The organism is uncultured Roseovarius sp. (genome assembly GCF_947259555.1).
GTDB lineage: Bacteria > Pseudomonadota > Alphaproteobacteria > Rhodobacterales > Rhodobacteraceae > Roseovarius.
Genome location: NZ_CAMYMD010000017.1, coordinates 1 through 15139, shown reverse-complemented (window position 1 = coordinate 15139; position 15139 = coordinate 1). Strand labels below are relative to the sequence as shown.

Sequence of the window (15139 nt, the reverse complement as noted above, 5' to 3'; positions counted from 1 at the left end):
GCAACCCGGTAATGGTAGTCTTCGTCATGTGGCATATCCCTTTCTCTCCAGAGAATTGACGGCGTCTTGAACACCGCCATGATATGCCGCCCCTCAGGGGCCATCACCAACTTTCAGCTATATCTCAACAAGCCGAATTGGCAGTCGCTGGGTCGCAGCAGGCGAGCAGCTGACTGACTTGCACATGGTTTGAGAACGGTAAGCTGCTCCCTATCCGTTAAACAGTTTCCGGCGTAAATGAAGCTACTCTTTGCACCTGCTGATAGGGTTGCGTTTCGTATTTTCTCGGCCAATAGAGCACGGCAGGTGGTCTGCCGCCAAGAACGGAGTATGCGCGTTCCGGGAAACACTGGCTATCGTTCCAGTTTCAGTGCTGTGATGGTCAGCAACCGCCTGAGCGTTCGTTGAAACGGGGACAAGATCACTACTCGGCAACTACGAAGTTCATCAGCGGGAAGGCATGGGATTATTTCTTGGAGCCAAGATGACTCCATGATCCTTGAGAGCCAAATCCTCAAGGCTTGGCAGCTGTTGGATTGGTTTGTACGCTTTTCTAGATCAGCTTCACCACTGTTCGGCAAAGGTCAAATCGCCCTCCCGCAACCACCTTCACCGAACCAGCCCGTGCGTAAAGCGCGGGCTTCGTCGTTTGCGATGCCCCCAATGACGAAATTGTTCGTCGTCAGATAATTTGGGACGCTTGGGTGAGTTTTCGTTTGGAGGCTCTGGCTTATCCTTGATTAAGTTTATGTGTTTTCGGTTTGATGGCGCAAGCGCCGCTTCAGTATGGTCTTCCGTTTGATCTCTTCTCGCTGTTTCAGGATCTGCTCAGCTCGGCCGAGGCAGACATCGGCTGACGTCAGGTTTCCAAGGCTCTCGTGGTAGCGTCGGTTGTTGTCGTATTCGACGAAGTCACCGATCTGGCGCTCGAGATCACCGGGCAGGAAGTAATCCCATCGGTTCATTCTTTTGTCGAAACGCTTTAGGCGCTGACGTTCAACAAACATCTAGCGTGGCGGCCATGCGAAACTCCAACCAGATGATGAGAGCTACCGTTCGGGTATCAGGCCCTTTGGCGCGAAGCGCATGACGACGAGCAGGATCGCGCCCATCATCAGATAGCGCATATACGCCGCCCCCTCGATCATGTGCTGCGCCAGGTCCGACTCTTCGCCGAGCGGCCACGTCACCGTCGCCATGAACCAGTTGCCGAACGGTTCGGCCTGGACCCACAGGAACCAGATGATGAACCCGCCGAGAACAGCCCCCCAGTTGTTGCCGGAGCCGCCGAGGATCACCATCACCCAGACCAGGAAGGTGAAGCGCAGCGGGATGTAGCTGGTCGGTGTGAGCTGCCCCTCGAGCGTGGTCAGCATCGCGCCCGCCACGCCGCAGGTGAAGCAGCCAAGGACGAAGGTCTGAAGATGACGCGCCTTGACGTTCTTGCCCATGGCGGCGGCGGCGTCGCGGTTGTCACGGATGGCGCGCATCATCCGTCCCCAGGGCGAGCGCAGCGCGCGTTCCGCGAACCACATGATGATCGCCAGCACGACGATGAACAGCGCCGCGTAGCACAGCTTGACGAAAAGACCGGCCGCATCGGAGAGATCCGCGGCACCAAAGAAATTGGCCAGCCCGATGAACCAGTCCTGCTCGATCAGATCGACCTCATAGGGGACGGGACGCGGGATGCCGGTGACGTTCTTTACGCCGCGCGACAGCCACTCCTCGTACTTGATGATGGCGATGATGATCTCGGCAATACCGAGCGTGGCGATTGCAAGGTAGTCGGCGCGCAGCCCGAGCGCGATGCGCCCGATGAACCAGCCCGCACCGGCGGCGACAAGGCCGCCAATCGGCCAGGCCAGCACCACCGGCAGCCCGGCCCCGCCGAGATAGCCGCTCAGCGCCGGGTTGATCGACTCGATTGCGTCGGTCGCCGGGCCGAAGAAATACCCGATGACAAAGTAGCCCGCCAAGAGCAGGACCAGTGTTACCGGCAGCCTGAGCACCGGCGGCACCGCGCGCCGCGCGGAGATGATAGCGGCCACCGTACCGGCCAGGCTCAGGACCGAAAGCGCGATGTCGCCCCCGGCGACAGCCCAAGCCTCGGTGACGGGCGGCATGGAGACCAGCACAGCCGTCAGCCCGCCCAGGGCCGTGAAGCCCATGACACCGACATTGAACAGGCCCGCATAGCCCCACTGCATGTTGACGCCCAGTGCCATCACCGCGGAGATGACACAGAGATTGAAGATGCCGAAGGCGACATTCCAGCTCTGATAGAGGCCGACCATGATCAGCACCAGGCCCATGAGGCCGTATAGGAGCGCAACCCTCTGCGTCATATCACTTTCCCGCGGATGATGCCTGTCGGTCGGATCAACAGGACCGCGACAAGGATGATGAAGGAGACCGCGAACTTGTAGTCCGTGGACAACAACTGGACGAGCCCGTCCGGTGCCCAGTCCGCCGGGCCGAGATAGGCCAGGAACTTCTTGTAAGCGTAGGTCACCATCACCTCGGAGAAGGCGACGATGAAGGCCCCCAGGATCGCGCCCACCGGCTGACCGATGCCGCCGAGAATGGTCGCGGCGAAGATCGGCAGCAGGATCTGCAGGAAGATGAACGGCTTGTAGGTCTTGTCGAGGCCGTAGAGCGTCCCGGCGATGGCGGCGAGCGAGGCGGCGATGACCCAGGCGATCATGACCACACGTTCGGGATTGATGCCGCACAGCAGCGCCAGATCCTCGTCGTCCGAATAGGCACGCATCGCCTTGCCGGAGCGTGTCTTCTGCAAGAACCAGAACAGCCAGACGACGACGACGAGGGCGACGACGACGGTGATCACCTGGCTCTGCTTGATGGCGATACCCTCGTCGAGGCCAAGCAGGTCACGCGACGCGAAGGCGCCGATGATGAAGCGCTGGCCGTCGGCGAAACTCTGGTCAGCCGGGCCGATGATGATGCGGATCAGCCCGGCCAGAACGAACATGACGCCGACCGAGACGATGGCGAAGACAATCGGGTTGGAGCGCTGCCGTCGGTAGAAACGAAAAACCATGCGGTCCGTCAGCAGCGCGACGCCGATCGCCGCCAGGACGCCGACCGGCAGAGCCAGGAGCGCGGTCGGGAAGGGCGCGATGCCGACCCCCATATCCTGCAGGAACCACGTCACGAGGATCGTGATCATGGTGCCGAACGACATCAGCTCGCCATGCGAGAAGTTGGCAAATTTCAGAATCCCGAAGATGATGGTGACGCCGAGCGCCCCCAGGGCAAGCTGCGCGCCATAGGCCGTCGCCGGAACGACGACGAAGTTGGCGAACAGTGCAAGTGCGTTAAGGACCTCCATTCATCCCCCCAGAAAGGACCGGCGCACGTCTTCGTTCGCAAGAAGCGCTTCGCCCGTGTCGGTAAATCGGTTGCGGCCCTGAACCATGACGAAGCCGTGATCGGCGATCTCCAGCGCCTGCCGCGCGTTCTGCTCGACCATCAGGATGGCGACACCGGTCTTGGCGATCTCCAGGATCTTGTCGAACAGCTCATCCATCACGATGGGCGAGACCCCGGCTGTCGGCTCGTCCAGCATCAACAGATCCGGGCGCGTCATCAGCGCGCGTCCAACGGCCACCTGCTGGCGCTGCCCGCCGGAAAGCTCGCCCGCCGGCTGGTTGCGTTTCTCGGCCAGGATCGGGAACAGGCCGAAGACCTGATCCTTGGTGTCCTCGATCTCGTTGTCCTCGCGGATGAAGGCCCCCATTTCGAGATTCTCTTCCACGGTCAGCGAGACAAAGACGTTGCGGTTCTGCGGCACGAAGGCCATCCCCTCGGGAACCCGGTCCTGCGGCGCAAGTTTGCTAATGTCCTTGCCGTTCAGTGTGACCGTGCCTTCACGCAGGTCGAGCATGCCGAAGACGGCCTTCATCGCCGTCGATTTGCCAGCACCGTTCGGGCCGACGACAACAGCTATCTCGCCTTTTTCAACGGTGATGGTGCAGTCGTGGATGATATCGGCAGCGCCATATCCGCAGGTCATGCCGGTCGCGCTCAGGAAACTCATGCCGGTGCCTTCCGCTGCTGCTTGCGGCCGGTGCCGAGATAGGCCTCGATGACCTCTTCGTTGTTCTTGACCTCCTCGATCGTGCCTTGGGTGAGCAGCTTGCCATCGGCCATGACGATGACCGGGTCGCACAGGCGCGCAATGAAATCCATGTCGTGCTCGATCAGGCAGAAGGTGTAGCCGCGCTCCTCGTTGAGACGCTGGATCGACGTGGCGATGGTGTTCAACAAGGTGCGGTTCACACCGGCACCAACCTCGTCGAGAAAGACGATCTTGGCGTCCACCATCATGGTGCGGCCCAGCTCCAGCAGCTTCTTCTGGCCGCCTGAGAGATTGCCGGCAAGCTCGTCCTTAAGATGGTCGATCTCGAGAAAATCGACCACCTCCAGCGCCCGCTCCAGGTTCTTCGCCTCGACCGCCTTAACTTGGCGGAAATTGAACCAGCTGTGGCGAAGTTGTTCGCCCGGCTGATCGCCGGGGACGACCAGCAGGTTTTCCAGCACGGTCAGCGTCGAGAACTCATGCGCGATCTGGAAGGTGCGCAACAGGCCCTTGTGGAAAAGCTCGTGCGGCTCGAGTCCGGTCACGTCCTCGCCATCCAGATAAATCGTGCCTGAAGACGGCGGAAAGACGCCCGCGACGATGTTGAACAGCGTCGTCTTGCCAGCACCGTTGGGGCCGATCAATCCCGTGATCGAGCCCTTCTCGATCGACAGCGAGACGCCATCAACCGCACGGATGCCGCCAAAGTTCTTGGCGACGTTTTCGACTGTTATCATTCAATCAATCCCGGTTGCCGACAAACAAGGAACGGCTGGGGTCAGGTACCCCACCCGTTCCCATGACGCTGGGACGTTGTTGTCCCGCGATGCCTTCAGTGGTACATCACCGTTTCGAACTTGCCGCCCTTGACTTCCGTCTCGCGGAAGCTGCCAGCGGACTCGCCCGGCTCGATCAGCTCCAGCGCGGTGCCCCCGACATAGTCGATATCACCGCCATCGGCGAGAATCTTGAGGCCCTTGGCAAGCTCGCCCGGGAAGATCTTCTCGCCCGGGGCGTTGGCAACGTCGAACACCTTGTCCTTGTAGACGGCGCTGTCGGTCGACTCGGCGGCCTGCATGGCGAGCAGCATGATCGCCGAGGCGTCGTAGGCCTCGGGCACATAGGGATCATCGCCCTTGAAGTCCTTGCCCTCGGCCAGCTCGGCCAACATCGAGGCGCCCGGGCTGTCGGTGCCCGGATTGGTGCCGATTGAGCCGTCCAGCGCCTCGCCGAAGTGATTGGTCAGCGCCTCGCCGACCATGCCGTCCGGCAGCACGAACTTGCCGAAGGCACCGGTATCGAGCGAGGCCTGGATCATGCCCTTGCCGCCCTGGTCGAGATACCCGGCCACGATCAGCACTTCGCCACCGGCCGAGGCCAGCGTTCCGACTTCGGCAGAGTAGTCGGCCTTGCCGTCCTCATGTGCCGCGACGGCGGTGATCTCGCCGCCAGCGTCCTCGAAGGCCGCCTGGATCGCATCGGAAAGACCCTTGCCGTAGTCGTTGTTGGTGTAGGTCAGCGCGGCCGAAGAGATGCCGCGACGCTCAAGGATGTCGGCGATGATCTGGCCCTGACGCGCGTCCGAGGGCGCTGTGCGGAAGAAATAGCCACCGTCTTCGATCGTCGACAACGCCGGCGAGGTCGCCGATGGCGAGATCATGACAATACCGTTCGCGCGCACGACGTTGTTGAGCACCGCCGTGGTGGCACCGGAACAGGTTGCCCCGTTGATGCCTTGGACGCCCTCTGATGTTATCAGGCGCTCGGCTGCGGCCGTGGCAGCGGCGGCGTCAATGCAGGTGCTGTCACCGCGGACCGAAACGACCTCGCGGCCACCGAGGAAAATGCCGCTGTCCGACACCTCCTTGATCGCCATTTCGCCGCCCAGCGCCATTGGCCTGACGAGCGATTCGGTCGGGCCGGTGAAGCCCTGCATCATTCCGACCTTGACCGGATCCTGCGCCGAGGCGCCCGTCGCGACGGCCGTCGAGAACGCGGCCGACAGGAGGATGGCAGACAATTTTCTCATGGATTGACCTTCCCTGTTTTTTCTGAGTGCGTTGTTCATTGATTGAACAGTATACATGTCAAAGGGGATGTTTCCAACCACCCTAAGCACAGGAGCTATGCGGCGGTGTCGTCACGAAGCATCGTTCTGTCAGTCAGGACATTTGCCCAGATCAGCATCCGGTCGTGACAATGGGTCTTCATCCTGTTCTAAAAATGCGATGATAGGACCTTGCAAGTTTACTGGTCCATCATCGCCAGTTACTGGGTCACCCATAAACCGGAAATGAATGGAGATCTGAGGTGCCCCTGGATTTTTAGACACCCAGAAGCACCTTACGTCGTTGGAGGCGTTGTTACCCACGAAGACTTGCACGTCGCAGCTGTCGTTGACAATCGCGACCGGGTCTCAGCAGCCAGGGCTACCCCACGACCCGACATCCAAGGCCGCATGTTCCAACTGCATCAATTGCCCGCAACTGCGGATTGAAGACCACTTTTGGACCAGTGCGGCACCCCATTTTGGCGTGAATCTCATCCGGCTTCAGCTCAATTTATTCGTGTACCGTCGCCCTATGCACCTGCGATTTGGTGCAAGAGGAGTTTCCCCGTTCAATTCCTATTCGCGATCCCTGCAAACCGTGGAGATGGGACGTATTCCTAACATATGCACCGGGTTCATTCTGAGAGCAGTTTCTCGAAATCCATGAAAATACCCAATAAACCGCTATGTTGACATGTCGAAGCGATCACGCCACGCTTACCTTACGAGAATAATGTTTAGGGAGAGCGAAATGACTACATATGTCAAACGTACATTCGCTGCGGTAGCTGCAACCAGCGTGATGGCGCTAAGCGCGACCGCCGCGACCGCAGATACCTGGCGCTACGCCTTCGAGGAGGCGCTTGAGGACGTGCAGGGCGTCTTTGCTCAAAAGTTCAAGGAAGAGGTCGAGGCCAATTCCGATCATCAGGTGCAGCTCTTCCCCTATGGCACGCTCGGTGAATCCGCCGACACTATGGAGCAGGCGCAAGCCGGGATCCTGCAATTCGTCGACCAGAGCCCGGGCTTCACCGGCTCGCTCATCCCCGAGGCGCAGGTCTTTTTCGTCCCTTATCTGCTGCCGCAGGACACCCAGGAGCTCGGCGAATTTTTCCGCACCTCGAAGGCGGTCAACGAGATGTTCCCCGAGCTTTATGCCGAGCAAGGGCTGGAGCTGCTGACCATGTTCCCCGAAGGCGAGGTCTGCGTGACCACGCAGGAACCGGTGACCGAACCGGCCGACCTCAACGAGGTCAAGGTGCGCGTGATGACCAACCCGCTGCTTGTCGAAAGCTATCAGGCCTTCGGTGCGACACCCACGCCGCTGCCGTGGGGCGAGGTCTACGGCGCACTCCAGACCGGCATCATTCAGGGTCAGGAAAACCCGATGTTCTGGAACTGGTCCGCCAACATGTATGAGGTGTCCGAGGTCATCACCTGTTTGGGCCACAGCAACTTTACCACCGCTGTGATGGCCAATCAGGAATTCTACGAAGGCCTCTCGGACGAAGAACAGCAGGTCGTGCAGGATGCCATCGACGTGGCGTTCGACCATATCATCGACTACCAGCAAGGGCTGCACGAAGAGAGCATCGAAAAGATCAAGGAGGCCAAGCCCGAGATCGAGATCAACGTGCTGAGCGAAGAGCAGCGTCAGCCGTTCATCAAGGCCGGCGAAAAGGTCGAAGACCGGTTCGTCGAGATGACTGGCGACAGCGGCAAGGCAATCCTTGACCAGATGAAGGCCGATCTCGAGGCCGTGACCGAATAACACCGGCACCACGTGCGGGGGCGGCACGCATCGCGCCGCCCCCGCACCCATAATCGACAAATGATTTTCACGCGGAGGGTCAGCCGTGAACGACAAGCCTGAAACGGACGGCGCGTCACCGCCGGAACGAAACGCTCGGGGCATGCCTCCGCCGGACGCTTATGTCTCCACACTGCCCGGGTTTCTCGGCACCATCGACACGCTGATCGCCAAGATCGAGGCGGTCATGCTTGCCGTCGGCGTGCTGCTCATGGCCGCCAACACCGTCGCCAATGTGGTCGGGCGCTTTATCTTTCAGAACAGCCTGTTCTTCTCAGAGGAACTCAACCGCATCCTGATCATCCTGATCACCTTCGCCGGTATCAGCTATGCCGCGCGGCAGGGCCGTCACATCCGCATGTCGGCGATCTACGACGCCCTGCCCCCTAAGGTGCGCAAACTCATGATGATCGTGATCGCGCTGGTGACAGCGGTGTTCATGCTGGGGCTGTGCTATTACTCGTTCCAATACATCCTGACACAGGCGGGCCGTGGCCGCGTGCTGCCCTCGCTGCAAATTCCCGTCTGGGTCACCCTCGTCTGGGTGCCGGTGGGCTTCTTCATGACCGGGCTGCAATACCTGCTCACGGCCATCAAGAACATCCTGTCCAAGGATATCTACCTCTCGACCGCCGTGCTTGAGGGATATGACGACAACGAGATGGAGGTCTGAACCATGGCCGCAACGATTTTCTCGATCATGATCGTCCTGCTGCTTCTGGGCTTTCCGATGATGATCCCGCTGATCGTGGGGGCCTTCGTGGGCTTCTACACGCTCTTCGGCGGCTTCGGTCAGCTTGAAACGATGATCCAGCAGATCATGGCGGGCATCCGCCCGGCGTCGCTGATCGCGGTGCCGATGTTCATCTTCGCCGCCGACATCATGACGCGCGGCCAATCGGCGGGGCGGCTGATTGACCTCGTGATGGCCTTCGTCGGGCATCTCAAGGGCGGTCTTGCCGTCTCGACGGCGGCGGCCTGCACGATGTTCGGCGCGGTCTCGGGCTCCACTCAGGCCACGGTGGTTGCCATCGGCTCGCCGCTGCGGCCCCGAATGCAGAAGGCAGGCTATAACGACAGTTTCATTCTCGCGCTGATCGTCAACTCCTCCGACATCGCCTTTCTCATCCCGCCTTCCATCGGGATGATCATCTACGGTGTTGTCTCCAACACCTCGATTGCCGAGTTGTTCATCGCGGGCATCGGACCTGGGCTGCTGATCCTCATGCTGTTCTCGATCTATTCGTGGATCTACGCGGTGCGCAACAACGTGCCCACCGAACCCAAGACAAGCTGGCCGGACCGCGCCCGCGCCATGCAGCAGGCGCTCTGGCCCTTGGGCTTTCCGCTGATCATCATCGGCGGCATCTATGGCGGAATCTTCAGCCCCACCGAGGCGGCGGCGGCCTGCGTGCTCTACGCGCTCATCCTCGAAGTGCTGGTGTTCCGCTCGCTCGACCTCTCGGGCGTCTATGACACCGCGAAATCCACCGGGCTGATCACAGCGGTGGTCTTTATCCTCGTCGGCGTCGGCGCGGCATTTTCCTGGGTGATTTCATTCGCCCAGATCCCGCAGGAAATCCTCGGCTCCATCGGCATCGACGAGATGGGCCAGGTCGGCGTGCTCTTCGTCATCTCCATCGCGTTCTTTGTCGGCTGTATGTTTGTCGATCCGATCGTGGTGATCCTCGTCATGGTTCCGATCTTTGCACCTGTAGTGAACTCGGTGGGCCTGGACCCGGTACTCGTGGGCACGATCATCACGCTGCAAGTCGCCATCGGCTCGGCCACGCCGCCCTTCGGCTGTGACATCTTCACCGCCATCGCAGTCTTCAAGCGGCCCTACTGGGAGGTGATCCGCGGCACGCCGCCCTTCATTTTGATCCTGTTGTCGGTGGCCGTTGCGCTGATCTACTTCCCGCAGATCGCCCTCTTCCTGCGCGACCTGGCCTTTGCGAAATAACCCCGAGGAGAACACCCATGTTCAAATCGATCCTTGTGCCCTTCGACGGCTCGCCCAATGCAAAAGTGGCGCTTGACCGCGCAATGGAAATGGCCCGCCTCACCGAGGCGGCGCTGACCATCCTGACGGTCTATCGCCACCATTCGATGCTCGAGGCATCCCTGTCGATGGTGCGCCCGACCGATCCCGGAAATCTCGACGACATCATGTCGGCCCATGCCACGGAAGTGGCCGACCACGCCAAGAAACACGCCATCGAGGCGGGCTTCAAGCAAGTCCGCGCCTTCGTCAAATCAGGCCCTACCTCGCGCACCATCGTCAAGTTCGCCAAGGAGCACGACAACGACCTGATCGTGATCGGCAGCCGCGGCATGGGCTCGATGGAAGGGTACCTGCTGGGCAGCGTTTCGCACAAGGTGACGGGGCTGTCGGAGGTGCCGGTTCTGGTGGTCTGATCTGTCTGTCAGTGGCGGACCGACCAATCCTGACGTGAGATGGTTCAAAAGACCGATCGTTTTCTGCCCCGTCGAACCTGGCAGTTTGCGAGAGGGCTTTCGCGCTCGCGCGGAGCAGGATAGGTTGCGCTCGACCTGAACAGAGAGACCCCTGAAATGAGCGATCCCTTTTCCTTTTTGCGCCGCCTGTTCGATCAGGCGGTGGCGGTGGCCGACCCGATGCAGAGCCTTGCGGGGTACTTGCCCAAGCGGCCGGAAGGGCGGCTCGTGGTTGTAGGTGCAGGCAAGGCGAGTGCGCGGATGGCCGAGGCGGTCGAGGCTGTCTGGGGGCCTTGCGAGGGATTGGTGATCACTCGCTACGGTTATGCCCGGCCTTGTGTTGGTATCGAGATTGTCGAGGCGGCACACCCTGTGCCCGACATGGCTGGCATGCGAGCCACGGCTCGGATGCTCGATCTGTTGGAGGGGCTCGGCCAAGACGATACGGTGCTGGCACTCATCTCAGGCGGAGCGTCGTCCCTGCTCGTGCAGCCGGCAGGAGACATGACCCTGGCCGAGAAGCAGGCAGTCAATACGGCACTCTTGGCGTCGGGTGCACCGATCGGGCAAATGAATATCCTGCGCAAGCATCTGAGCCGCGTGAAAGGCGGCCAATTGGCCGCAGCGGCTTATCCTGCAAGGATGCTCGCCCTGATGATCTCAGATGTGCCGGGCGACGATCCGGGAATGATCGGGTCCGGGCCGACGGTCGGTGAAGCGAGCACGTCCGCAGACGCTATGGCCATCGTCAAGCGCTATGCCATTGACTTGCCTCAGGCGGCGCGGTCGGTGCTTGCGGGGCAGAGCGGTGTCGTAGCGCAGGGAGATACTCGGCTGAGCCGTGTCGAGAACATTATCTATGCCGCGCCCATCCAATCTCTTGTGGCAGCCGAGCAGATCGCGCGCGCCGAGGGCTGCGAGGTGCGCATTCTAGGCGATGCGCTCGAGGGCGAGGCACGCGAATTGGCGAAAGAACACGCTGCACTGGCGCTTGAGGTTCAAACCGGGCTTGCACCAGGTGCCTCGCCGGTGCTCATTTTGTCCGGCGGGGAATTGACAGTGACCCGGCGGGGAGACGGCATAGGTGGACCGAACGCGGAATATGCTTTGGCCCTTGCCGTGGCTCTTGGGGGCGCAGAGGGCATTCATGCGTTGGCCTGCGATACAGATGGCGTAGATGGCGCGGCCGAGGTGGCTGGCGCGGTGATCGGGCCGGATACATTGACCCGCGCAAAAGGCAAACGTCTGAATGCCGGATCTGCCTTGGCGCAAAACGATGCGCACAGTTTTTTCGGAAATCTCGGCGATCAGGTGGTGACGGGGCCAACTTTGACAAATGTGAATGATTTCAGGGCAATATTGGTGTCGCACCGATAAGGAAACTTTTGGATTACTCTGGTAACCCGCCGTCGCCGGTACTCAAATTGGGCACGCGGATGCCATTTCAGTGTGTCAAGCTGTTCAACATTGTGAATATTGCACCCGACATGAGGGCAGCAGCGGGCACTGTGATCACCCAGGCGGCGACGATGGTCAGGAAATGGCTGCGTCGCACCAGCTTGCGCCGCAGCCGCTCCTCAGAGGCGATACGCGTCGTATCGGGGCGCGTGTTGTTCAGCTTGCGCCGCCGCCGCTCCATATGCCATTCGCGAAAGAACCCTACGCCGAACACAGCACCCACCGCGATATGCGTGGAGCTCACCGGCAGGCCGAGCCAGCTTGCCACGATCACCGTGAAAGCCGCTGAGAGTGCGACGCAATAGGCGCGCATTGGGTTGAGCTTGGTGATCTGTCCGCCGACCATGCGGATCAATTTGGGCCCGAAAAGAAACAGGCCAAAGGAAATCCCGAAGGCCCCGATCACCATCACCCAGACCGGAATTGCCACCTGATCCGCCGCGCTCCCCATGTCCGAGGCATGCACGATCGCGGCAAGAGGCCCCACCGCATTAGCCACATCATTGGCCCCATGTGCAAAGGACAGCAGCGCCGCCGACAGAACCAGCGGAATCGAGAACAGCACCTTGACCGACTTGTTGCGGTTTTCCATACCGCGTGATTTGCGCGCGATGAGCGGGCGGGTGACGACAAAGGTCAGCAGCCCGAGCGAAAATCCGATCAGCAATGCCCCCTGCATGGTGATCGGCAGCACCTTTTTCAGCCCTTTGAGCGCCAGATAGGCGGCAAAGGCCCCGGCCATGATCGCCACGAGGATCGGCACCCAACGCCGGGCGGCGGCGATCTTGTCCTCCTGATACAGAATACGGCTCTTGATCAGGGCAAGGAACGCGGCGGCGATCACGCCGCCCAGCACCGGCGAGATCACCCAGCTTGCGGCGATCGCGCCCATCGTGGGCCAGTTCACGGCCCCCATCCCGGCGGCGGCGATCCCGGCCCCCATCACGCCGCCCACCACCGAATGCGTGGTCGAGACCGGCGCGCCGACCCATGTGGCCAGGTTGATCCAGAGCGCCGCGCTCAGTAGGGCGGCCATCATCGCCCAGATGAAGGCGCGGGTTTCGGCCACGCTTGTCGGGTCGATAATGCCTTTTGAAATGGTCGAGACCACGTCGCCCCCGGCCACCAGCGCGCCCGCACTTTCAAAAATGGCGGCGATGGCAATCGCCCCGCCCATGCTGAGCGCATTGGCCCCCACAGCGGGCCCCATATTGTTGGCGACGTCATTGGCACCGATATTGATCGCCATATAGGCCCCGATGACCGCCGCGGCGATCACCACCAGATTGACCGGCGTGGCCCCGAAGAGAAGCGCCGCCGCCAGCCCCGCCATGACCATGAAAGCAAGCGCTATGCCGGGGGCCACGAGGGGCCGCGAAATATACGCCGTCGCGTACTCGACCTGCGAGATCTTGCTCAGATCCTTGTCGATCGTTGTCCACTGCTTGCTGTCAGGTGAATCGGCCACGCGAATGCCCCCGGTTGTTGCGGGTTTCGCCTAGGGGGATTGGGGCCTTAGATCAATGCGCTTGTCGCAAATCTGTTATGAAACCGTCATATTTGCCGCAGCAAATCCTGCAAACCGGGTTCAAGCACGCGGTTGGCGGCCTCTTCGGGGGTGAACCATTGGCGGTCTCGTTCACCGGCCTCGGGGTAACTGTCTTCCAACCCGTCGATGCGAACCTTGAAGACATGTGCTTCGACGGGGGTCTCGTAGCCCTCGTCGTGGCGCTTGTCATAGTCGAAATGTCCAGCGGGTTCGGCTCGCTCGACCCGTGCCTTGACGCCGGCCTCTTCCCACGCTTCCTGCAATGCGGCCTCGACGGCATTCAGCCCGTCGATAGGCCAGCCCTTGGGCACGATCCAGCGCCCGGTGCCCCGGCTGGTGATCAACAGAACCTGCCGCCCCACAGGCGCATCGCGATAGCAGATCGCGGCCACCTGCAACTGGCGGGGACGGCGCAAAAGCGGCTGGACCAGATCGGTCCAGGTTTTCATTAAACCTTCGGTCATATCTATATTTGCCTGCTCAGGTAAATTTTTGTTATGATTGACTAATATAAGGCACTGTCAGAAAATTGCAATTCACCGCCCCGCCGGGTCATTTTCTTGGCTTGGCGCGCAAGGTCGGGTCGGCCTCGCGCGGGTTCTCGGGCCAGGGGTGTCTTGGGTAGCGGCCGCGCATCTCCTTGCGCACCTCGACATAGGAGTTGTCCCAGAAGCCGGGGACATCCGTCGTCGTCTGCACCGGCTTGTGCCCGGGCGACAAGAGCGTGACGCGCAGGGGTGTGCCGCCCACCACCGGATGCGCGGTCTGGCCGAACATCTCTTGCAGGCGCAGGGTGATCTCGGGCGGGTCCGAGCCGTAGTCGATCGGGATCTTGCGCCCCAGCGGCGTGATGAAATGCGCCGGGGCCGCGCGGTCGAGCGCCTGCATCTGCTCCCATGTCAGCCGCGCGCGCAGCGCCTCCAGCATGTCGAAGCGTTTCCAGTCCTGCGCGGTCTTCACCCCCTTGAGATAGGGCAGGAGCCAGTCCTCCAGCACCTCCAGCAGGGCCGCGTCGGACAGGTCGGGCAGTCCGTCGATACTATCGCGGCAGAGCATCACGCGCGCCTTGAACCGGCGCGCGGCATCGGACCAGTTCAGTCCCAAATCGCGCACCCCGTCGAGCATGGCGCGCGCCACCGCCTCGGGCGGGGCCTCCTTCCACTGCCGGTCGTCGAGGGTCAGCGCGCCAAAGCGTTCCTGCCGCCGCATCAACACGCGCCGCTCGCGCTTGTCCCAAAGACAGATATCCTGCCAGGCGATCTGATCGGCGAAAAGCGCGCGAACTTCCGCTTCGCTGATCTGGATCGCCTGCCGGATGCGCGCCTCGCGCGGGTCGCCGTCGAGATCCGTCGCCACGATCAGCCGCGCGCCCGCCATCGGATCGTCCTCGGGCATCACCGCGCCCTTGCCGCCCGACAGCACATAGCGCGGCGCGTCGCCCTTGCGGCGCAGCCCGATCCGGTCGGGATAGGCCAGCGCCGCGCATTCGGCGTCGCTCAGTGTTGTTTTAGCGGCGATGGCCTGCCGCGAAAGTCGTTTGACCTCGGTTCGGATGCGCTCCACCGCGCCGCGATTGGCGGGGTGGGGGTGACGCTCGGCATAGGCGCGCGGATCACGCAGGGCGGCGAGCCGGAGCGACAGATCGACCGGCGCGCCGCGCCCCAGCGGGTCGCGATCCGCCAGCAGCGCCGCCATGCGCGCGGCGTCCGG

Annotated in this window: 13 protein-coding genes and 1 pseudogene; 5 read left to right on the top strand and 9 right to left on the bottom strand. The window is 61.5% G+C overall.

Annotation, left to right across the window (positions count from 1 at the left end):
* Window positions 1–746: 746 nt before the first annotated feature.
* The 6 genes and pseudogenes from Q0X85_RS02575 to Q0X85_RS02550 all read right to left on the bottom strand — a co-directional run.
* Window positions 747–953: pseudogene (locus Q0X85_RS02575) on the bottom strand (IS3 family transposase); the annotation flags it as partial.
* A gap of 96 nt (window positions 954–1049) precedes the next feature.
* Complete coding sequence (locus tag Q0X85_RS02570) at window positions 1050–2348, bottom strand: branched-chain amino acid ABC transporter permease (protein ID WP_297768577.1); 1299 nt, start codon at window positions 2346–2348, stop codon at window positions 1050–1052.
* Window positions 2345–3355, bottom strand: coding sequence for a branched-chain amino acid ABC transporter permease (locus Q0X85_RS02565; protein WP_297768574.1), 1011 nt, complete (start codon window positions 3353–3355; stop codon window positions 2345–2347). Before Q0X85_RS02565 ends, Q0X85_RS02570 begins: the two co-directional genes overlap by 4 nt.
* Window positions 3356–4063: an ABC transporter ATP-binding protein gene (locus tag Q0X85_RS02560; RefSeq protein ID WP_297768571.1), complete on the bottom strand. Its 708-nt coding sequence runs from the start codon at window positions 4061–4063 to the stop codon at window positions 3356–3358. It abuts the gene before it with no gap.
* Window positions 4060–4842: an ABC transporter ATP-binding protein gene (locus Q0X85_RS02555; RefSeq protein ID WP_297768569.1), complete on the bottom strand. Its 783-nt coding sequence runs from the start codon at window positions 4840–4842 to the stop codon at window positions 4060–4062. The genes Q0X85_RS02560 and Q0X85_RS02555 overlap by 4 nt, the downstream gene beginning before the upstream one ends.
* 95 nt (window positions 4843–4937) lie before the next feature.
* Complete coding sequence (locus Q0X85_RS02550) at window positions 4938–6134, bottom strand: ABC transporter substrate-binding protein (protein WP_297768582.1); 1197 nt, start codon at window positions 6132–6134, stop codon at window positions 4938–4940.
* A gap of 823 nt (window positions 6135–6957) precedes the next feature.
* Between Q0X85_RS02550 and dctP the strand changes: the two genes are divergently transcribed.
* The 5 genes from dctP to Q0X85_RS02525 all read left to right on the top strand — a co-directional run bounded on the left by dctP (window position 6958) and on the right by Q0X85_RS02525 (window position 11799).
* A complete protein-coding gene (gene dctP, locus Q0X85_RS02545; RefSeq protein WP_297768580.1) occupies window positions 6958–7926 on the top strand; it encodes a TRAP transporter substrate-binding protein DctP in 969 nt (322 codons plus the stop codon).
* Between the two features lie 142 nt (window positions 7927–8068).
* Window positions 8069–8638: a TRAP transporter small permease gene (locus Q0X85_RS02540; RefSeq protein WP_297768568.1), complete on the top strand. Its 570-nt coding sequence runs from the start codon at window positions 8069–8071 to the stop codon at window positions 8636–8638.
* Window positions 8639–8641: 3 nt separating this feature from the next.
* Window positions 8642–9928 (top strand): TRAP transporter large permease, encoded by a 1287-nt coding sequence (locus Q0X85_RS02535; RefSeq protein WP_297768565.1) that lies wholly within the window; start codon window positions 8642–8644, stop codon window positions 9926–9928.
* A gap of 17 nt (window positions 9929–9945) precedes the next feature.
* Window positions 9946–10383, top strand: coding sequence for a universal stress protein (locus Q0X85_RS02530; protein ID WP_297768562.1), 438 nt, complete (start codon window positions 9946–9948; stop codon window positions 10381–10383).
* 156 nt (window positions 10384–10539) lie between these two features.
* On the top strand, window positions 10540–11799 hold the full coding sequence (locus tag Q0X85_RS02525) for a glycerate kinase (RefSeq protein WP_297768559.1): 1260 nt from the start codon (window positions 10540–10542) through the stop codon (window positions 11797–11799).
* Between the two features lie 67 nt (window positions 11800–11866).
* Here Q0X85_RS02525 and Q0X85_RS02520 read toward each other — a convergent pair whose 3' ends face one another.
* The 3 genes from Q0X85_RS02520 to Q0X85_RS02510 form a co-directional block, all read right to left on the bottom strand.
* Window positions 11867–13348 carry an inorganic phosphate transporter gene (locus Q0X85_RS02520; protein WP_297768556.1) on the bottom strand — a complete coding sequence of 494 codons (1482 nt, stop codon included), beginning with the start codon at window positions 13346–13348 and terminating at the stop codon, window positions 11867–11869.
* Between the two features lie 86 nt (window positions 13349–13434).
* Window positions 13435–13878 carry an NUDIX hydrolase gene (locus tag Q0X85_RS02515; protein WP_297768554.1) on the bottom strand — a complete coding sequence of 148 codons (444 nt, stop codon included), beginning with the start codon at window positions 13876–13878 and terminating at the stop codon, window positions 13435–13437.
* A 103-nt stretch (window positions 13879–13981) separates the two neighbouring features.
* A partial coding sequence (locus Q0X85_RS02510) for an ATP-dependent helicase C-terminal domain-containing protein (protein WP_297768552.1) occupies window positions 13982–15139 on the bottom strand: 1158 nt, incomplete at its 5' end.